This is a genomic window from Rathayibacter sp. Leaf296 (assembly GCF_001423045.1).
In the GTDB taxonomy this organism is placed as follows: Bacteria; Actinomycetota; Actinomycetes; order Actinomycetales; family Microbacteriaceae; genus Rathayibacter; species Rathayibacter caricis.
In genome coordinates, this window is sequence record NZ_LMNR01000002.1 from 257,811 (window position 1) to 277,557 (window position 19,747).

A 19,747-nucleotide genomic window follows, 5' to 3' on the forward strand; every position below is an offset into this window, starting at 1 on the left:
GATCGTCGGGCTGCAGGACGCGGCCGCGGTGATGCTGCTGCTGTGGTGCGCGGGTGGCGGCGTGGTGCCCGTCCAGGCGCGCCAAGTCGCGCCGATCGGGTGCCTCGACGCTATCCTCGGGAGATTTCTCGGGTGTGTCCGCAGATTTCGCGGGTATTAAGGCTCTCACGGATCCGCCAAGGATCACGCCACGGAACGCGTCGGCTCCGGCGGATCGGGTGAGACGCCTCTCAGATCCCGCGCGCTCAGCCCAGGGGCTTGAACGACAGGGAGTCGAGCCCGGCCGCGTCCCGGGGCACGAGGGCGAAGCGGGTGAAGCCCGCGGCCGTCGCCCGGTCGAGCAGCGGCGTGAGGTTCTTGCTGCGGCGCTCCAGCCGGACCCGGGAACCCTGGGCGATCAGCGCCTGCTTCAGCGCGAGCAGCGCCTCCGGGGCGGCGTCGCGCTCGTGGACGAGCACCACCGCATCCGGGCGCTCGGCGACGGGCACGTCGATCAGCTCGACGATGCGCTCGAAGCCGATCGAGAAGCCGCAGGCCGGGACGTCCTGCCCCAGGAACCGGCCGATCATGCCGTCGTAGCGGCCTCCTCCGCCGACCGAGGAGCCGGAGGAGGGGTGCGCGATCTCGAAGATCGTGCCCGTGTAGTAGCCCATGCCCCGCACGAGAGTGGGGTCGAACCGGAGGGAGACGCCGTCCGGCAGGGAGCGCAGCGCGCGGGCCAGGGTCTCGAGGGCCAGCACCGCCTCGGGGTCCACGCCCTCGGGCAGGATCGCGAGGATCACGGACTCCTCCATCGGCACTCCCCCGGCGGCGACGGCCTCCTCGATGCGCGCGAGGTAGCCGCCGAGGACGGCCGCCGCGTCGGGACCGTCGGCCTCCAGCTCGGCGACGACGCCCGCAGCGCCGATCTTGTCGAGCTTGTCGATCGAGATCAGGGCCTGCGGAAAGCGCTCGGTAGCGAATCCGCAGTGCTCGAGGATGCCCAGGAGGAGACGGCGGTCGTTGATGCGGATGGTGCAGTCGCGCAGGCCCAGCGTGTCGAGCGCCGACGCGGTCGCCGTGATCAGCTCGACCTCGGCCAGCTGGCCGGGCTCTCCGATGATGTCGATGTCGCACTGCACGAACTGGCGGTAGCGGCCCTTCTGCGGCCGCTCCGCGCGCCAGACCGGAGCGATCTGCACCGAGCGGAAGACGGTCGGCAGCTCGGCGCGGTGCGTCGCGTAGAAGCGGGCGAGCGGAACCGTGAGGTCGAAGCGGAGCCCCAGGTCGGCGAGCGCCGACGGGTCGTCGGAGGCGGCGGCGGCCGCGAGGTCGTCGTGCGAGAGGCCGCGGCGCAGCACGCTGAAGGCGAGCTTCTCGTTGTCGCCGCCGAGCCCCGAGTGCAGGCGCTCGAAGTCCTCGACGACGGGGGTCTCGATCTCGTCGAAGCCGTGCGACGCGTAGACGCGGCGGATGACCGAGAGCGCGTGCTCGCGCTTCGCCTTGTCGGCCGGGAGGAAGTCGCGCATGCCGCGGGGCGGGGTGATCGAGGAGGCCATGGGGACGATTCTCCCAGACCGCCGGAGGCGCGTCCGGCGTCGCGGAGCCGTCCGACACGGGCGTCGGCTAGGCTCGCCGCGCCCGGACGGTCGAGGGGACCTCCGGGCGGCGACGGACGGGGACCGGATGCACGCGGACCAGCACGACTTCGACCAGGACGGGTTCGCCCGCTACGACGACGGGCCCGAGTCGGTGCCTCGAGGCTTCCGCGCCGGATCCGGGATCGGCGGCATCGTCGCCGACGGCGTCTCGCGCTCCTTCGGATCCGTGCACGCCGTGCGGAACGCGACCTTCGAGGCGCGACCCGGCGAGGTGACCGCGCTCGTCGGCCCCAACGGCGCGGGCAAGACCACGCTCATGCTCCTGCTCGCCACGCTCCTCCGGCCCGACGCGGGGCGCCTGCTCGTGGCCGGCCACGACCCGGTCGCCGAACCGGCCGCCGTGCGGGCGTCGCTCGGCTGGATGCCGGACGTGCTCGGCTCCTGGGCGGCTCTGACCTCGCGGGCGACGCTGCGCACCTCGGGCATGCTCTACGGGCTGCCCCGCGCCGACGCCGAGGCGCGCGCCGACGAGCTGCTCGCCCTGGTCGACCTCGTCGAGCTCGCCGACCGGCCCACCCGCGTGCTCTCCCGCGGTCAGAAGCAGCGCCTGAGCCTCGCGCGGGCGCTCGTGCACGACCCCGCCGTCCTCGTGCTCGACGAGCCCGCCTCGGGCCTGGATCCCGGGGCGCGGATCGCCCTGCGCGACCTCGTGCTGCGGCTCGCCGCCGAGGGGCGGACGGTGCTCGTCTCCAGCCACGTGCTCGCCGAGCTCGACGAGATGGCCGACGCGGCGGTGTTCCTCGACTCCGGCACCACGGCCTCGCAGGAGGCGGTCTCGCACGCGGCCGGGTCGCTCCGCACCTGGCGCATCGAGGCGGTGTCCGCCGGCGGGCGCGAGCTCGCCGGCCTCGTCGCGCGGGTGACGGGCGCCACCGCCCGGGAGGATCGCGACGCGGTGCTCGTGCCCGTCGCCGATGACGCGGCCGCCGCGTCGCTCCTCGCGGCACTCGTCGGCGCGGGCGTCGCGGTGAGCCGCTTCGCGCCGGCCGTCGGGGAGCTCGAGCACACCTTCGCCGATCTGCGGCGATCCAGCACCGAGGAGTCGACACGATGACCACGACGACCGCTCCCGAGCCCGTCCGCGCGCTGCCGTTCCTCCGGGGCGCGGGCCTCGTCGTCCGACTCGAGCTCGCTCAGCGCGTCCGCGGCGTCTCGTCCTTCGTGCTGCTCGGACTGTTCTTCCTGCTGGTCGGAGCCGTCACCGGGCTCCTCGTCGTCGCGAGCGGCGTCCTGTCGGGCAGCGGCGCCCAGGTCGGCGGCTGGATCTACTCCGTGCTCGTCTACTTCGTGCTGCTGCTGGGCAGTCTGGTCACGCCCGCGCTGTCCGGTGCCGCGATCAACGGCGAGCGCGACGCGGGAACTCTGGCGTCGATGCAGGTGACGCTCCTCACCACTCCGCAGCTCGTACTCGGCAAGCTCGCCTCGGCCTGGCTGGTCGCCCTCGCGTTCCTCGTCAGCACGCTGCCGTTCCTGCTCGTGGCGGTGCTGGTGGGGGGCGTCTCGGCGGTCTCGGCGCTCGTCTCGGTGCTCGTGCTGGCCGTGCAGCTCGGAGTGGTCGCGGCGATCGGAGTGGGGCTCAGCGGGATCCTCGACCGGCCGCTGATGTCGGTGGTCACCACCTACCTCGTGGTGGCGGCGCTGAGCGTCGGATCGCTGATCGCGTTCGGCCTCCTGACGACGGTGACCGTGTCCGAGACGCGCACCGTCTTCGTCGACGGTGCGGGCAATCCCGATCCGGAGTGCGGGTCCGCCTACGAGAGCACCGTTCCGCGCGCCGACCGCTACTGGGGCCTGCTGGCGCTCAACCCGTTCGTGGTCCTCGCCGATGCGGTGCCGCCGCAGCTGGATCGGAACGGGCAGCCGGCGGATCTGTTCGGCGGGATAGCGCTGGGGGTCCGGCAGCTGCAGGTCCCACCGGACCTGCTGGTCGAGATCGACTGCTCCGGGACGTCCCAGCCGGACTCCAGCGGTCCTGCGGATCTCTTCGCCGAGACCGTTCCATCGTGGTTCGTCGGACTGACGCTGCAGCTGGCGCTCGCGGTCGGACTGGTGCTCGGAGCGATCCGGCGCACGGCCACGCCGGCGGCGCGGCTGCCGAAGGGGCGCCGCGTCGCCTGAGTGCGGTCAGTCCGCGGCGCGCTCGCGCTCGACCGCCCGGATCTCGTCCTGCAGGTCGCGGGTCGCGGTGCGGAGGGCCCGCTCGGCGTCCAGGCCCTGCGCCCGAGCGGAGGCGACGATCGCGAGCAGCAGGGGTCCGAGGTCGTCCTCGGACTCGATCGGAAGCGGCCCCTCCCCCGCGTCGACGATGCCGAGGGTCGTCGCCTTGCCGATCACCTTGTCGGCGAGGGCGAGCGCGGGCATGCCCTGCGGGATGCCGTCGAGGACGCTGGTGCGGTGCGGCTTCTCGGTCCGCTTCAGCTCGTCCCAGACCGCGATGACGTCGTCGGCGGTCTCGGCGGTCGCGTCGCCGAAGACGTGCGGGTGGCGGCCGATCATCTTGGCGTTCATGTGCGCCGCGACGTCCTCGATCGTGAAGGGCTCTGCTCCGTCGGCGGCGAGATCGGCGTGGAAGAGCACCTGGTAGAGCACGTCGCCCAGCTCCTCGATGAGGTCGTCGCGATCGCCCGCCTCGATGGCGTCGACCAGCTCGTGCGACTCCTCGATCAGGTAGCGCACGAGCGACTCGTGGGTCTGCTCGGCGTCCCACGGGCAGCCGCCCGGAGCGCGGAGGACGTGGACGGTGCGGATGAGCTCGTCGAGCCGGGGATGCGCGGTCACCCGGCCATCCTCGCATCCGCGGCCGACGGCGCTCCTCAGGCTCGGGCGAGGCGGCGCCGCGCCACGAGCAGGCACGCGGCGACCACGAGCGGCACGGCGGCGACGAGACCGGGGGCGGCCGCGACTCCGACGGCCGCAGCGCCCGTCACGAGCACACCGGCAAGGTTCCAGAGCAGGACGACGGCACCGGCGCCGTCGCCGATCGGCAGCGGGACCGGGCCGAGGAGCGACGGAGGCAGCGGTCCTCGCGTCGCATCCATCGCGCGGGCGGCGACGGCGACGACGGCCACGGCCGCGGCGGGTGCCCCCGGGCCGGAGGCGAGGACGGCGGCGAGGACGAGCAGGCCGACTGCCAGCACGAGCGGCAGGATCCCGTGCAGCAGGAGCAGATCGACGGGGGCGGGAGCGAGGAGCGCGGGCTGCCCGGCGGTCGCGGAGGCGTGCCGGAACCCGTCGCTCCAGACGCCTGCTCCGCAGTAGGCGAGGACGCCGGCGAGCACCGCGGGCAGGGCGAGCACTGACGGGGGCGCCACGGCGGCGGCGGCGAGCGCGACTCCGGCGGCGGCGAGGGCGGCGGCCCCCGCGAGAGAGCGGCCGGGCGTGCGCAGCGCGCCCACAGCATCGCGGACCGGCACGGCGAGGACGAACGGCGCGATCCGCACGGCGGAGAACCCGCGGAGGCGGTGCGGGCGAGCCCGGTAGCCCTCGAGCGCGTCGGCGACCTCACCGATCGCTCCGCGGTCGCGCGTCGCACGCCACTGCCGGGACTGGGCGAGCACGAGCGGCCCGCGCACGGCGTCGAGCAAGCGCGGCACCATCCCGAGCGCGAGGGCGGCGGACAGGGCGAGGGCGATCGCGGCGGAGAGGTCCGATCCGGTGAGCGCGGCCGAGACGACGGCTCCCGGACCGACGGGCAGCAGCGCCGCGAGAGCCGTCGCCGCGGCCAGTCCGGCGGGCCAGCGCGGCGGGAGGCACTCGCCGGCCAGCCAGGCGACCGCGAGGACCGCCCCGCCCGCGGCTCCCGCAACGGCGGCGAGTGGCAGGGACGACTCCGTCGCGACCGCGATCAGGACGGCGCCACCGATGCCGGCGAGCACGACGGACGCGCTCGACAGCGCGACGGGGCGGCGGAGGACGAGGCGCCGGGGCAGGTCGGTGGTGAGGAGCACGGCGGTGGGGTGCGGCTCGTCGACCGCGGGGCCGCGGACCCGGCCCAGGAGGACCGCCGCGGGCAGGAGCAGTCCGGCGACGACTCCGACGGCCACCGGCAGCTCGAGGCCTGCGAGCACCGGAACCGGATCGCCGGCGAGCAGGACGAGGGCTCGCAGCACCGGCAGCACGACGACCAGCACGGTGAGGGCGGCGAGGTAGCCGGAGTAGGCGCGGTCGCGATGATCGGACCGGGAGCGGTGCAGGGCGCGCACCGCGCGGATCCGGTTCATCGGCGGCCCAGACGGAGTTCGCGGGTGGCGAGGCCGTCGGTCACCAGTGCGCTGTGCGTGGCGACGATGACCGCGCGATCGCGTGCGGCCTCGCGCAGCACCTCGACCGCGAGCGGCACGCGGTCGACGTCGAGCCGCTGCTCCGGCTCGTCGAGCAGGAGCACTTCGCTCGGTCGGGCGAGCACGAGCGCGAGGGAGAAGAGCTGGGTCTGGCCCGAGGAGAGCTCGTGCGGGAAGCGGCGGGCGAGGGCCACGAGTCCGAGGGAGTCGAGGCCCTGGACGGCACTCTCGCGCGCTGCGTCGAGCGTCGCACCCCACGACAGCGCGACCATCGCGAGGTGCTCCTCGAGGGTGAGATCGCGCTCGAACGGCGGGGTGCCGACGAGAGCGGCGACGCGGCGCCGGTGCTCGCGGGAGCGCTCGTCGACCGGAGCGCCCGCGACCTCGACGGTGCCGGCGGTGGGAAGGGTCAGCCCGGCGATCACGCGCAGCAGGGTCGTCTTGCCGCTGCCGTTGGGGCCCGTGACGGCGACGACCTCGCCCGGCTCGACCTCCAGCGAGAGCGGAGCGAGCAGCTCGGCCTCGCTGGTCCGCACGGCGACCTCTCGGAGTCGGACGAGCGGAGCGCCCGGGGGCGCGGGCGCGGGTCGGCGGCGGCGGGCGAGCAGCGGCATGCCCCCATCCTGCCGACCGGCGGCGTGCGCCACATCCGTCGGCCAGCGGAGTCCACATCCGCCGGTCATCGGGACGTAACACGACGCGGCTAGGGTCACCGCGGGGCGCATCCGGCGACCCGGAACAGGATCACCGTGCCCGACACCACTCCCCTCGACCGAGGTGCACCGCCGAGCGCGGAGCTCCACATCCACATCGAGGGCACCATCGAGCCCGAGCACATCGTCGAGATGGCGCGCCGCAACGGGGTCGCGCTGCCGACGGAGGACATCGACGCCCTCCGCGCCCGCTACGCGTTCACGGACCTCGGCTCGTTCCTCGACCTGCACTACTCGAACCTCACCGTGCTGAAGACCGAGCGCGACTTCTTCGAGCTCGCGACCGGCTATCTCGACCGCGCGAAGCTCGCCAACGTGCGCCGCGCCGAGATCTTCTTCGACCCGCAGACGCACCTGGGCAACGGAGTCGCGCTCGAGACGGTCATGGCCGGACTCACGCGCGCGCTCGGCTCGAGTCTCGAGACGCACGGCATCTCGACCGACCTCATCATGTGCTTCCTGCGAGACCTCGGCGCCGAGGCGGCCGACGAGATGCTGACCGCGATCCTCCCCTACCGCGAGCACATCATCGGCGTCGGGCTCGACTCGAACGAGGTCGGCTTCGGACCGGAGCTGTTCGTCGACGTCTACGCGCGGGCCGCGGCCGAGGGGCTGCACCTCGTCGCCCACGCCGGTGAGGAGGGCGGGCCCGAGACCGTGGCCGCGACCCTCGAGCTCCTGAAGGTCGAGCGGATCGACCACGGGATCCGCGCGATGGAGGACCCGGCCGTCGTGACGATGCTGCGGGTGCAGAAGGTGCCGGTCACCGTGTGCCCGCTGTCGAACGTGGCGCTGCGCGCGGTGGACACGATGAAGGACCACCCGCTGCCCGAGATGCTGCGCCAGGGACTGATCGCGACGGTGTCGAGCGACGACCCGCCCTACTTCGGCGGCTACGTCGACGCGAACTACCGCGCGCTGGTCGAGGAACTCGGCATGGACGACGAGCAGCTCGAGCAGCTCGCGCTCAACTCGTTCGACGCCGCGTTCATCTCGGCCGAGGACCGCGACCGCTGGAAGGCCGAGGTCCGGGCGCACTTCGGGCACTGACTCCTTCCGCGAGATGCCACTCCGGTACGCCCGACACGGCGTGTCGCGTACTGAAGTGGCATCTCGCGGAGGGTCGTCGGGCTAGGAGTGGTCCTCGAGGTCGGGCTCGGCGCGGCCGAGGTCGGCCACCTCCTCCTCGGGGCGCGGGGCGATCGTCTCGTCGTCCTCGAGCTCGGGGATGCTCGGCTCGTCCGGCGCGGGGACGCGCGGCGGGACGGAGTGGTCGGCGGGTGCGGTCATCGTGATCCTTCGTTCGGGGTCGGTCAGCTCGCGACCGCGGCCGGCTCGGGGAAGAGCGCCTCGAGCAGATTCGCCACCCAGTCGATGAGCGCGCGGTCGTTCAGCGGCACGCCGTCGACGACCGGCATCGGCACGACCACGGCGTTCGCCTGCTGGAGGTACTTGGCGCTCGGGTACATCCGGCGCAGCCGGACCTGGATCGAGTCGGCGAGGTGCGCCGGGGCGACCCGGACGTTGGAGCCCATCGCGACGACGTCGCTGAGCCCGGCCTTCTGGGCGCGCATCCGCAGGCGTGACACGAGGATCAGGTTCTCGACCGCCTCGGGCAGCTCGCCGTAGCGGTCGGTGAGCTCCTCGACGACCAGCTCGACGCTGCCCTCCTTGGCGGTGGGCGAGGACGCGGCCGACAGCTTCTGGTACGCCTCGAGGCGCAGGCGCTCGCTGTCGACGTACTCCTCCGGGATCCGCGCATCGACCGGCAGCTCGAGCCGCAGCTCGGTCTGGCCCTCGGCGACGTCGCCACGGAAGGTGTCGACGGCCTCGCCGATCATCCGCAGGTAGAGGTCGAAGCCGACGCCCTGGATGTGACCGGACTGCTCGCCGCCGAGCAGGTTGCCCGCCCCGCGGATCTCGAGGTCCTTCAGCGCGATCTGCATGCCGCCGCCGAGGTCGGTGTTGGCGGCAAGGGTCTGCAGCCGGTCGTGCGCCGTCTCGCTCAGCGGCTTCGTCTCGTCGTAGAGCAGGTAGGCGTAGGCGCGCTCGCGGCCGCGGCCCACGCGTCCGCGCAGCTGGTGGAGCTGCGAGAGCCCGTACTTGTCGGCGCGATCGACGATCAGGGTGTTGGCGTTGGGGATGTCGAGTCCGGTCTCGACGATGGTCGTCGAGACGAGCACGTCGAACTTGCGCTCCCAGAAGTCGACGATGATGCGCTCGAGCTGGGCCTCGCTCAGCTTGCCGTGCGCGACCGCGATGCGCGCCTCCGGAACCAGCTCGGCGAGCTGCGAGGCCACGCGGTTGATCGTCGACACGCGGTTGTGCACGAAGAACACCTGGCCCTCGCGCAGCAGCTCGCGGCGGATCGCGGCGCCGACCTGCTTCTCGGAGTACGGGCCGACGAAGGTGAGGATCGGGTGCCGCTCCTCGGGCGGTGTCGCCAGCGTCGACATCTCGCGGATGCCGGTGACGGCCATCTCGAGGGTGCGCGGGATGGGGGTCGCGCTCATCGAGAGGATGTCGACGTTCTTCTTCAGCGCCTTCAGCTTCTCCTTGTGCTCGACGCCGAAGCGCTGCTCCTCGTCGATCACGAGGAGTCCGAGGTCTTTGAAGACGATGTTGTCCGAGAGGAGGCGGTGGGTCGCGATAACCATGTCGACGGTGCCGTCGGCGAGGCCGTCGATCGTCTCCTTCGACTCCTTCGCGCTCTGGAAGCGGCTCAGGGCGCGCAGGTGGACCGGGAAGCCGGCGAAGCGCTCCTGGAAGGTCTCGAGGTGCTGACGCACGAGCAGCGTCGTCGGGACGAGCATCGCGACCTGCTTGCCGTCCTGGATCGCCTTGAACGCGGCGCGCACGGCGACCTCGGTCTTGCCGAAGCCCACGTCGCCCGAGAGCAGGCGGTCCATCGGGATCGGCCGCTCCATGTCGGCCTTCACCTCGTCGATCACGGTCAGCTGGTCGGGCGTCTCGGCGAAGGGGAACGCCTCCTCCAGCTCGCGCTGCCAGGGGGTGTCCGGCGGGAACGCGTGGCCGGGCGACGCCATGCGGGCGGAGTAGAGCTTCACGAGCTCGACGGCGATGTCGCGGACGGCGCGGCGCGCCTTGCTCTTGGCCTGGGCCCAGTCGCTGCCGCCCATCTTGCTCAGCGCCGGCGCCTCTCCGCCGACGTAGCGCGAGAGCAGGTCGAGCTGATCGGTGGGCACCAGGAGCTTGTCGCCGGGGAAGCCGCGCTTGCTGGGCGCGTACTCGAGCACGAGGTACTCGCGCTTGGTCTTCACCGCGTTGCGGCCGCCGCTCGAGACCTCGCGCTGCGAGAGCTCGACGAAGCGCCCGATGCCGTGCGTGGCGTGCACGACGTGGTCTCCGGGGGTGAGCTGCAGCGGATCGACGACGTTCTTGCGGCGCGACGCGAGCTTCTTGACGGCGCGGGAGTCGTAGCCGACGGTGCGCCCGTAGAACTCGGTGTCGGTGAGCAGCGCGAGCTTCGCCTCCGGAACCTCGAAGCCGTGGTCGACGGACGCCTGGAGCACGTAGGCGAGACCGGCCTCGACCTCGCCGGGCAGGTCGGCGACGATGCGCGCCGCGACCTCGTGCTCGGCGAGCACCTGATCGGTGCGCTCGACGGTGCCGGTGCCGGGTGCGGTGAGCACGACGGTCCAGCCGTCGGAGAGGCGCGAGCGGACGTGGGCGAGCGCGCCCTCGACGTTGGCCCCGAAACCGGGCACGGGTTCGCCCTCGACGCGGACGGCGAGGATCTCGTCGATGCCCAGATCCTCGGGGAGCACCTCGGCCTCGCCCGCGGCGGGGCCCTGGCGGAAGGTGCTCATGGTCCACCACGGGTGGTCGGGAGCGGCGGCGCCGGGGGCGCTGAACTTCACCGAGTCGCGCAGGGCGCCCAGCGGGATGAACTCGCCCGAGGCGAGGTCGATCGGCGCCTCGGCTCCGGCGGTCGCGGCGCTCCAGGCGGCCTGGAGGAACTCGCGGTTCGTCTCGGCGAGGCTGATGGCGCGGGTGGCGACGCGCTCGGGGGCCAGCACGGCCACCGCCGCGCCCTCGGGCAGGTAGTGCGAGATCGGCACCAGGCGCTCGAGCAGCGCCGGCGCGAGCGACTCCATGCCCTCGACGGGGATGCCCTCGGCGATCTTCGCGAGCATGGCCGAGAGGCTCGGGAACTCGTGCAGCATCTCGCGTGCGCGCTGGCGGACCGCCGGGACGAGCAGCAGCTCGCGGCTGGGCGGCAGCACCACGGAGTCGGACTCGCCGGGCAGCGAGCGCTGGTCGGCCACCGAGAAGGCGCGGATCGAGTCGACCTCGTCGCCGAAGAAGTCGATGCGGCTCGGGTGCTCGGCCACCGCGGGGAAGACGTCGAGGATTCCACCGCGGACGGCGAACTCGCCGCGCCGCGTGACCATGTCGACGCGCGCGTAGGCGAGGTCGACCAGCTCGGCCGAGATGCGGCCGAGGTCGTAGCCGCGCGTGCCCTTCACCAGGCGGATCGGCGCGATGTCGGCGAGGTTGTCGGCGACCGGCTGCAGTGCGGCGCGGACGGAGGCGACGACGACCAGCGGCTTCTCGGCCGTCCAGGTCTTCATGCGCCGCAGCGCGTCGAGGCGGCGGCCGACGATCTCGGCGCTCGGGCTCAGCCGCTCGTGCGGCAGCGTCTCCCACGCGGGGAACTCGACGACGTCGGCGTCGGGCATCACGCAGCTGAGCGAGGCGCGGATGTTCTCGGAGTCGCGGCCCGTCGCGGTCACGACGAGCGCGGCCTGCGGTCGGCCCGCCTCCGCCCGGCGCTCGAGCAGCCCCGCGAGCAGCGGGACCCGCAGGCCGTCGGTGACGGAGAAGTCGGCGTCGCGCACCGCGTACGCCAGTGCGTCGTCGAACGTGGAGGCGCGCGAAAGCGCCGAGATGATCTCGTTGAGTGGCACTGTCCGAGTTTACTGCGGACCCCCGACACGGAGCCGTGCTCGGCGTGGCCGGTCCGTCCGTGAGGGAACCCCGGACCGTCGAGGGAGCCCTCTGCTCCGGGTTCCCTCGACGGTCGGGGGTTCCCTCGGTGAGGCGGGTCAGGCGCTCGTGTGGAACTTCAGCTGGGCGGCGGCGAGGCCGGAGTCGGCGATCAGCTCGACGGCGTCGGCGGCGTCCTGCAGAAGGATCGGCAGGGTCTCGCGCTCGGGGCCGGCGAAGTCCTTGAGGACGAAGTCGGCGGCGGGCTGGCGACCGGGCGGGCGGCCGATGCCCACGCGCACGCGGAGGAAGTCGGCTCCGTCGGTCGCGGCGAGGATGTCGCGGATGCCGTTGTGTCCGCCGTGGCCACCGCCCTGCTTCAGGCGCAGGGTGTCGAACGGGATGTCGAGTTCGTCGTGCACGACGATCAGGCGCTCGGGAGCCAGGGAGTAGAAGTCGAGCAGCTGCGAGGTCGGGCCGCCCGAGAGGTTCATGAAGCTGTTCGGCTTGCCGAGCACGAGCTTGGGGCCCCCGGGGCGGAGGAAGCCCTCGGCCACCGTCGCGTTCGCGCGCGTGTGCCGGCGGAACGAGCCGCCGATCCGCGACGCGAGCTCGTCGAGCACCATCTGGCCCACGTTGTGCCGGTTGCGCGCGTACTGCGCGCCCGGGTTGCCGAGCCCGACGACGAGCCAGGTGTCGCCCATGGTGGTCCTTCTCTCGTGCCGGATGCGGACGTGCCGGATGCGGAACGGGCCCGCTCGCGATCGCGGCGGGCCCGTCCGGTGGTGCAGGTGGGGAGACTACTCGGCGGTCTCGGCGACGACGTCGCCCGAGGCCGGGGTCTCGTCCTCCTCGCCCAGGTCCTGCTCGACCTCGGCGGTGACGTTGACGACCAGCACGTCGGCCTCGGTGACGAGGGTCGCGCCGTCGGGCAGCACGACGTCGCCGGCGGCGATCTGGGTGCCGGCCTCGAGGCCCTCGACCGAGATGACGATGCTCTGCGGGATCTTGGTCGCGTCGACCTCGAGCGAGAGCGTGTTGGCGTCGATCGACACGAGGGTGCCGGGAGCGGCCTCGCCCTCGACGTGCACGGGGATGTCGACCGAGACCTTCTCGCCGAGCTTGATGACCACGAGGTCGATGTGCTCGATGATCTGGCGCACCGGGTCGCGCTGGATGTCCTTGACCAGGGTGGTCTGGGGGGTGCCGTCGATGTCGAGCTCGAGGATCGCGTTCGCCTTGCGGGTCAGCAGCAGGACCTGGTGGCCCGGCAGCGTGACGTGCTGGGGCTCGGTGCCGTGGCCGTAGAGGACCGCGGGGATCTTGTCCTGGGCGCGGATCTTGCGCGCCGCTCCCTTGCCGAACGAGGTGCGGAGCTCCGCGACGACCTTGTTGGTGAGTTCAGCCATGATGTTCTCCTTGGGCGGCGCGCACGCCACCGGATCGGGGTCGTGGCCGGGGCCACGGACGGGGTTTCGACTCGAACGCATGTCAGCGTGAGGAAAAGTCCGCGGCGCCCCTCTCGGGGCCTCGCCTGCTTCCACCGCGTCGATCACGGATGCGTGGTGCATCCCTCGCCGAAGTTCAGCTGCCCACCCTACCGGCCGATCCCCTCGCCCGCCACCCGCGGGGTCCTGCCGGGAGGCGGTCAGGCGCACTCGTTAGCGTGCGGACCATGACTGACGACGACTTCGGCTCCTACGTGGAGAAGAACGGGTTCCACCGCGACACGAACTACATCCCCACGCGGATCACCGCGGACGGGAGCGACGGCTTCCCCGTCGAGGCCGGCCGCTACCGCCTCGTGGTCTCGCGGGCCTGCCCCTGGGCGAATCGCGCCGTGATCGTCCGGCGCCTGCTCGGACTCGAGGACGCCCTCTCGATGGGGATCTGCGGTCCGACCCACGACAAGCGCAGCTGGACGTTCGACCTCGATCCCGGCGGCGTCGACCCGGTCCTGGGCATCCCGCGCCTGCAGGACGCGTTCCTGAAGCGCTTCCCCGACTACCCGCGCGGCATCACGGTGCCCGCGATCGTCGACATCCCCTCCGGCGAGGTCGTCACCAACGACTACCCGCGGATGACGCTCGACTTCTCGACCGAGTGGACCGCGTTCCACCGCGACGGAGCCCCCGAGCTCTACCCCGACCACCTCCGCGACGAGATCGACGAGGTCGCCGAGCTGGTCTTCCACGACGTGAACAACGGCGTCTACAAGTGCGGGTTCGCGGGGTCGCAGAAGTCGTACGAGCGGGCCTACGACGCGCTCTGGGCCCGTCTCGACTGGCTCGAGGAGCGCCTCGGCACGCAGCGCTACCTCGTCGGCGACACGATCACCGAGGCGGATGTGCGCCTGTTCACGACGCTCGCCCGCTTCGACGCCGTCTACTACAGCCACTTCAAGGCGAACCGGAACCTGCTCTCGGCGATGCCCGCGCTCTGGGGCTACGCGCGCGACCTGTTCGCGACTCCGGGATTCGGCGACACCATCGACTTCACCCACATCAAGTCGCACTACTACGAGGTGCAGCGCGACATCAATCCGACCGGAGTGGTCCCCAAGGGCCCGGACCTGTCGGGCTGGCGCGTCCCGTCGCACCGCGAGGAGCTGGGCGGGCGTCCCTTCGGCGACGGCACTCCTCCGCCGCCCCCGATCCCCTCGGAGCGAGTGCCGGCCGACCACACCGTGTAGCTCCCTCCGCACGGCCGTGAATCGCCGCCGCGACCGATGTGCACGCTCGGGACCGGGCCGCGGCCGGGACGCTTCGATAGCCTGGGCGCGTCCCTGAACGCGTACGTCGAGGAGAACCGTGTCTGACAAGCCCACCGCCACAGCCAACATCGGAGTCGTCGGTCTGGCGGTGATGGGCTCGAACCTGGCCCGCAACCTCGCCAGCCGCGAGGGCAACACCGTGGCCGTCTTCAACCGCTCGTACGGGCGCACCGAGACGCTGATCACCGAGCACCCCGAGGCCGGCTTCGTCGCCTCGGAGACCATCGAGGACTTCGCGGCCTCGCTCGCGACGCCGCGCACCGCGATCATCATGGTCCAGGCCGGCCGCGGCACCGACGCCGTCATCGACCAGCTGACGAAGGTCTTCGAGCCCGGCGACATCATCGTCGACGGCGGCAACGCGCTCTTCACCGACACGATCCGCCGCGAGAAGGCGGTCCGCGAGACCGGCATCCACTTCGTCGGCACCGGCATCTCGGGCGGTGAGGAGGGCGCGCTCAAGGGCCCCTCGATCATGCCCGGCGGCTCGGTCGAGTCGTACAAGACCCTCGGTCCGATCCTCTCCTCGATCGCGGCGGTCGCCGAGGGAGAGCCCTGCGTCACCCACATCGGCACCGACGGCGCCGGCCACTTCGTCAAGATGATCCACAACGGCATCGAGTACGCCGACATGCAGCTCATCGCCGAGGCCTACGACCTCCTCCGCACGGTCGGCGGCCACGAGCCCGCCGCCATCGCCGAGGTCTTCGACGCGTGGAACAAGGGCGACCTCGAGTCGTACCTGATCGAGATCACCGCCGAGGTGCTGCGCCAGGTCGACGCCGAGACCGGCTCGCCGTTCATCGACGTCGTCCTCGACCAGGCCGGCTCCAAGGGCACCGGCGTCTGGACCGTGCAGAACGCGCTCGACCTGGGCGTGCCCGTCGGCGGCATCGCCGAGGCCGTCTTCGCCCGCGCCGTCTCGTCGAAGCCGGAGCAGCGCGCCGCGGTGCAGAACCGCGTCACCTCGCGCCCCACTCCCGTCGCCCTCTACGACGGCTTCGAGGACGACGTCCGCGCCGCCCTCTACGCCTCGAAGGTCGTCGCCTACTCTCAGGGCTTCGACGCGATCATCGCCGGAGCCGAGAAGTACGGCTGGGAGATCGACAAGGGCGCCGTCGCGAAGATCTGGCGCGCGGGCTGCATCATCCGCGCGCAGTTCCTCAACCGCATCGTCGACGCCTACGCCGAGAACGCGGGCATCTCGACCCTCCTCGAGGACCCGTACTTCGCCGAGGCCGTCGCGAACGGCGAGGCCGCCTGGCGCCGCATCGTCTCGACCGCCGCGCTCTCGGGCGTGCCGATCCCCGGCTTCGGTGCCGCGCTGTCGTACTACGACTCGCTCGCCTCGAAGCGCCTCCCCGCCGCCCTCGTGCAGGGGCAGCGCGACTTCTTCGGCGCGCACACCTACCAGCGCGTCGACAAGGAGGGCACCTTCCACACGCTGTGGTCGGGCGACCGCTCCGAGGTCGAGCAGGACCCGTCGACGCACTGACCGCCTGACACGCCGGAGCGCCCCCGCCCCTCGATCCTCGGATCGGGTGCGGGGGCGCTCTCGCGTTCAGCGGCTCAGCGCAGCCAGACCGTGGTCTCGGGTGGCAGCACTCCGTCGCCCAGCGGGCCGCTCGCGAGCAGCACCTCGCCGGCGGGCAGCGCGACCGGGGTCGCGCCGAGGTTCGTCGCCGAGCGCCAGCCGTTCGGGCGCGCGAAGTGCAGCACGTCGGGCTCCGAGTCGAGCCACTCGAGCTGCTCGCCGGACTGCAGCTCGTGCCGCAGGGCCAGCGCGCGGCGGTAGAGCGCGAGCGTCGACTCCTCGTCGCGCTCCTGGGCCTCGACGGAGGAGTCCGCGAACCACTCCGGCTGCGGCAGGTGCGCGGCGCCCGGTCCGAAGCCGAACGAGTCGCCGCCGACCGTCCAGGGCAGGGGAACCCGGCAGCCGTCGCGGCCGACGTCGGTGCCGCCGCTGCGGAAGAAGGTCGGGTCCTGGCGCTGCGCATCCGGGATCGCGGGCACCTCGTGCAGGCCCAGCTCCTCGCCCTGGTAGAGGTACGCGGAGCCGGGCAGGGCGAGGAGGAGGAGCGTCGCGGCGCGGGCGCGGTGGAGCCCCCGCTCGCGGTCGAGCCCGGGCTCCGCTCCCCCGCTGAGCAGCCACTGCTTCGCGGGCGCGACCGGAGCGTCGCCGCGGGCCGGAAGTCCGTAGCGCGTCGGGTGGCGGACGACGTCGTGGTTCGAGAGCACCCACGTCGTCGAGGAGCCCGACTCGGCGGCGAGCTCGAGGTTGAACGAGATGAGGCGGCGGAACTCCTCCGCATTGAAGTCGGCCTCGAGCAGGTCGAAGTTGAACGCCTGGCCCAGGCCCTCGGGGCTGGCGTAGCGGGCGCGGCGGGAGGCGTCGACCCAGGCCTCGGCCACCGCGGTGCGCGGAGGGTCGTAGGAGTCGAACAGGGCGCGCCACTCGGCGTAGACCTCGTGCACCTCGTCGCGGTCCCAGAACGGGTGCGAGCCGTCGATCCTCGGTGCCTCGATCTCGGCGGCCGCGGGGAGCGGCTCGCTGAGGTCCTTGACGAGCGAGTGGGCCACGTCGATCCGGAAGCCGTCGACTCCGCGGTCGGACCAGAAGCGGAGGGTGTCGAGGAAGTCGTCGCGGATCTCGCGGTTCGCCCAGTTCCAGTCGGGCTGCTCCTTGGCGAAGAGGTGCAGGTACCACTGGCCGTCGCCGACCGGCTCCCAGGCGGGGCCGCCGAACACCGACTCCCAGTCGCTCGGCGGGACGGAGCCGTCGGTGCCGCGGCCGTCGCGGAAGACGTAGCGCTCGCGCTCGGGCGAGCCCTTCGGCGCCGCCAGCGCCTCCTGGAACCAGGGGTGCAGATCGGAGGAGTGGTTCGGCACGATGTCGACGATCACGCGGATGCCCGCCTCGTGCAGCAGTCGGGTCGTCTCGTCGAACTCGGCGAGGGTCCCGATCCGCGGGTCCACGTCGCGGTAGTCCGCCACGTCGTACCCGCCGTCGGCCAGCGCCGACGGGTAGAACGGGCTGAGCCACACCGCGTCGATCCCGAGCTCGCGGAGGTAGGGGATGCGCTGGATGATCCCTTTCAGGTCGCCGATCCCGTCCCCGTCCGCGTCCGCGAAGCTCCGCGGGTAGATCTGGTACACCGCCGCTTGCCGCCACCACAGCGCGTCCTCCGCGGTGCCGCTCCTGGTGAGCAGGGTCTCGGTCATGCCGTTCCTTCCGTTGAGTTGTTCGATGAGTGGTACCCGCCTCCTGGCGGACGTGGATCTCGATACGCCCGCTCCGCGGGCTACTCGATCAGCAGAGGTGGGCCCCTCCGCCGAGCGGCTGCTCGTGCGCAGCACGGCCCGATGCGTCTCTCGGAGGGTGGCCGCGGGTCTCGGGGTGGTCGGCTGCAAGGCGGAGGAGGGAAGGCGTAGCGGAGCTACGACGACCGATCGACAACGCCGCAGACGGCCGCCCCGAGGCCAGCGGAACGGACAACGCCGCAGATCGCCGCCCCGAGACCCGCGAGCCTTACTTGATCGCCCCCTGAGTCACGCCGGACATGACCCAGCGTTGGGTGAAGAGGTAGACGAGGATCGCCGGCGCCATGGCCATCAGGTAGGAGGCGAAGGCGACGTTGTAGTCGTTGCTGAACTGGGTCTGGAAGATGCTCTGGAGCACGGGCAGGGTCTGCAGTGACGGGTCGGAGGTGATGAGCGAGGGCATCATGAAGTCGTTCCAGGAGGCAAGGAAGGCGAAGATGCCGACGGTCGCGCTCATGGGGGCCAGCAGCGGGAACACCAGGCGCCAGAAGACCTGGTTGGTGGTCGCTCCGTCCAGTCGTGCGCTCTCCTCGAGCTCCTCGGGGAGTGAGCGGAGGAACGCGGTGAACAGCATCACGCTGAAGGAGAGCTGGAACATCACGTGCAGGATCGCGACGCCGATCGGGTTGTCGAGGCCGACGAGTCCGGTGAGCGAGACCTGCGAGAGGGCGAGCACGGGAAACGGCAGGAACATCGCGGCGAGCAGGTAGAAGAACGAGTAGCGGTAGAACCTCTTCTCCCAGTTGCGCGAGATGGCGTAGGCCGCGAGGGCGCTGAGCACGATGGTCCCGGCGACGGTGATCGCGGTGACGAGCAGCGAGATCGCGAAGCCGCGGGGGAAGTCGGTGAGGTTCCAGGCCTGCACGAAGCCGTCGATCGAGATCGGAGCCGGGATCGAGAAGGCGTTGCCGTCCACCGCCTGCGCGGTCGTCTTGAACGCCATGGTCACCGTGACCCAGAGCGGAGCGATGACGGTCAGTGCGCAGACCGCGAGAACGAGGGTGAGGAGCAGGTTCGAGCGGTTCCGGCGTCCGCCGCGGCGGGCGTCGGCGTCGGCCGCGGGGCGGGTGCCGGGCAGCGCCGGCGAGAGGGGGACCTGGCTGGTCATCAGAAGGCCGCCTTTCCGCGCGAGACGCGCAGTTGCACGAGCGCGATCACGAGAGCGATGAGGAAGAAGATCGTGGCGTTGGCCATCTGGTAGGCGTAGTCGCCGCTGGTGAAGCCCGAGAAGATCGTCATCGCGACGCTGCGGGTCGAGGTGCCCGGTCCGCCGTTGGTGAGGCCGACGATGATGTCGTACGAGTTCAGGAAGTTCTTGAAGCCGATGACGAGGTTGATCACCACGTAGCCCGCGACCAGCGGCAGCGTGATGGAGCGCAGCTGCCCCCAGCTGGACGCGCCGTCGAGCGAGGCCGCCTCGTAGACGTCGCCCGGGATCGAGAGCACTCCGGCGATGTAGATCAGCAGCGCGGAGGGGACCGCCTGCCAGGCGGTGACGATCACGATCGCGAGCCACGCCAGATCCGGGTTGGCGAGCATGCTGCTGGCCAGCGGAGTCGCTCCGATCGACGCGGCGAAGCCGGGCAGCGAGTTCGAGAAGAGGAAGTTGAAGACGAACGCGATGATGATGCCCGACACGACCATCGGCAGGACGAAGACGGCCCGCAGGGCGACCTTGCCCCGGATCTGCGTCGTGAGGGCGATGGCGAGCAGGAACGCGATCACGTTCACCAGCAGCACCGTGACCAGCGCGAGCCCGACGGTGAAGCCGTAGGACGCGAGGATCGCCGGGTCCGAGAAGAGGGCGACGTAGTTGGTGAGGCCGATGAAGCTCCACTCGCCGAAGCCGATGGAATCGGTGAAGCTGAAGAAGATGCCCATCACCGCCGGCAGGGTGATCGCGAGCGTGAAGAGGATCAGCGCCGGGAGGAGGAACAGCGGGAACGTGAGGTCGCGGCGCCGCTTCGGCGTGGTGCGCGCGATGGGGCGGGCGGCGGCGGGGCGCCGCTCCTCCGTCCGCGCGGGGAGGGTGGTGGCCATGGTGTCTCGTCTCTGAGAGTGGTCGGCGGG

Annotated in this window: 16 protein-coding genes; 5 read left to right on the top strand and 11 right to left on the bottom strand. The window is 71.9% G+C overall.

Annotated features, from left to right (window positions below; genetic code table 11):
• Positions 1-245 precede the first annotated feature (245 nt).
• Positions 246-1,538, bottom strand: a complete 1,293-nt coding sequence (gene hisS, locus ASF46_RS11515) for a histidine--tRNA ligase (RefSeq protein WP_056867741.1) — start codon at positions 1,536-1,538, stop codon at positions 246-248.
• 127 nt (positions 1,539-1,665) lie between these two features.
• Between hisS and ASF46_RS11520 the strand changes: the two genes are divergently transcribed.
• Both ASF46_RS11520 and ASF46_RS11525 read left to right on the top strand, forming a co-directional pair.
• Positions 1,666-2,694, top strand: coding sequence for an ABC transporter ATP-binding protein (locus ASF46_RS11520; RefSeq protein WP_082485449.1), 1,029 nt, complete (start codon positions 1,666-1,668; stop codon positions 2,692-2,694).
• Complete coding sequence (locus ASF46_RS11525; protein ID WP_056867742.1) at positions 2,691-3,758, top strand: ABC transporter permease; 1,068 nt, start codon at positions 2,691-2,693, stop codon at positions 3,756-3,758. The genes ASF46_RS11520 and ASF46_RS11525 overlap by 4 nt, the downstream gene beginning before the upstream one ends.
• A 6-nt stretch (positions 3,759-3,764) precedes the next feature.
• On the opposite strand, the gene ASF46_RS11530 is transcribed toward ASF46_RS11525, so the two are convergent.
• The 3 genes from ASF46_RS11530 to ASF46_RS11540 are packed head-to-tail and all read right to left on the bottom strand — an operon-like array spanning position 3,765 to position 6,534.
• Complete coding sequence (locus tag ASF46_RS11530; protein ID WP_173892346.1) at positions 3,765-4,418, bottom strand: MazG family protein; 654 nt, start codon at positions 4,416-4,418, stop codon at positions 3,765-3,767.
• Positions 4,419-4,453: 35 nt separating this feature from the next.
• Positions 4,454-5,860, bottom strand: a complete 1,407-nt coding sequence (locus ASF46_RS11535; RefSeq protein ID WP_056867743.1) for a hypothetical protein — start codon at positions 5,858-5,860, stop codon at positions 4,454-4,456.
• On the bottom strand, positions 5,857-6,534 hold the full coding sequence (locus tag ASF46_RS11540) for an ABC transporter ATP-binding protein (protein ID WP_082485450.1): 678 nt from the start codon (positions 6,532-6,534) through the stop codon (positions 5,857-5,859). Before ASF46_RS11540 ends, ASF46_RS11535 begins: the two co-directional genes overlap by 4 nt.
• Before the next feature lie 135 nt (positions 6,535-6,669).
• Between ASF46_RS11540 and ASF46_RS11545 the strand changes: the two genes are divergently transcribed.
• Positions 6,670-7,683 (top strand): adenosine deaminase, encoded by a 1,014-nt coding sequence (locus ASF46_RS11545; RefSeq protein WP_056867744.1) that lies wholly within the window; start codon positions 6,670-6,672, stop codon positions 7,681-7,683.
• 81 nt (positions 7,684-7,764) lie between these two features.
• On the opposite strand, the gene ASF46_RS19165 is transcribed toward ASF46_RS11545, so the two are convergent.
• The 4 genes from ASF46_RS19165 to ASF46_RS11560 all read right to left on the bottom strand — a co-directional run bounded on the left by ASF46_RS19165 (position 7,765) and on the right by ASF46_RS11560 (position 12,992).
• Positions 7,765-7,923: a hypothetical protein gene (locus tag ASF46_RS19165; protein WP_157602463.1), complete on the bottom strand. Its 159-nt coding sequence runs from the start codon at positions 7,921-7,923 to the stop codon at positions 7,765-7,767.
• 23 nt (positions 7,924-7,946) lie between these two features.
• Complete coding sequence (mfd, locus tag ASF46_RS11550; protein WP_056867745.1) at positions 7,947-11,564, bottom strand: transcription-repair coupling factor; 3,618 nt, start codon at positions 11,562-11,564, stop codon at positions 7,947-7,949.
• Between the two features lie 138 nt (positions 11,565-11,702).
• Positions 11,703-12,287 carry an aminoacyl-tRNA hydrolase gene (gene pth / locus ASF46_RS11555; RefSeq protein ID WP_055793738.1) on the bottom strand — a complete coding sequence of 195 codons (585 nt, stop codon included), beginning with the start codon at positions 12,285-12,287 and terminating at the stop codon, positions 11,703-11,705.
• Between the two features lie 96 nt (positions 12,288-12,383).
• Positions 12,384-12,992 (bottom strand): 50S ribosomal protein L25/general stress protein Ctc, encoded by a 609-nt coding sequence (locus ASF46_RS11560; RefSeq protein WP_082485451.1) that lies wholly within the window; start codon positions 12,990-12,992, stop codon positions 12,384-12,386.
• A 266-nt stretch (positions 12,993-13,258) separates the two neighbouring features.
• Between ASF46_RS11560 and ASF46_RS11565 the strand changes: the two genes are divergently transcribed.
• Both ASF46_RS11565 and gndA read left to right on the top strand, forming a co-directional pair.
• On the top strand, positions 13,259-14,275 hold the full coding sequence (locus ASF46_RS11565; protein ID WP_056867746.1) for a glutathione S-transferase family protein: 1,017 nt from the start codon (positions 13,259-13,261) through the stop codon (positions 14,273-14,275).
• Positions 14,276-14,447: 172 nt separating this feature from the next.
• The gene (gene gndA, locus ASF46_RS11570; RefSeq protein ID WP_056868560.1) at positions 14,448-15,851 is read left to right on the top strand and encodes an NADP-dependent phosphogluconate dehydrogenase; all 1,404 of its coding nucleotides are present in this window, start codon (positions 14,448-14,450) and stop codon (positions 15,849-15,851) included.
• 74 nt (positions 15,852-15,925) lie between these two features.
• On the opposite strand, the gene ASF46_RS11575 is transcribed toward gndA, so the two are convergent.
• From ASF46_RS11575 to ASF46_RS11585, 3 genes are all read right to left on the bottom strand, one after another.
• Positions 15,926-17,578 carry a glycoside hydrolase family 13 protein gene (locus ASF46_RS11575; RefSeq protein ID WP_056867747.1) on the bottom strand — a complete coding sequence of 551 codons (1,653 nt, stop codon included), beginning with the start codon at positions 17,576-17,578 and terminating at the stop codon, positions 15,926-15,928.
• Positions 17,579-17,885: 307 nt separating this feature from the next.
• Positions 17,886-18,785 (bottom strand): carbohydrate ABC transporter permease, encoded by a 900-nt coding sequence (locus tag ASF46_RS11580; RefSeq protein ID WP_056867748.1) that lies wholly within the window; start codon positions 18,783-18,785, stop codon positions 17,886-17,888.
• Positions 18,785-19,717, bottom strand: coding sequence for a carbohydrate ABC transporter permease (locus ASF46_RS11585; protein WP_056867749.1), 933 nt, complete (start codon positions 19,715-19,717; stop codon positions 18,785-18,787). Before ASF46_RS11585 ends, ASF46_RS11580 begins: the two co-directional genes overlap by 1 nt.
• Between the last annotated feature and the right edge of the window lie 30 nt (positions 19,718-19,747).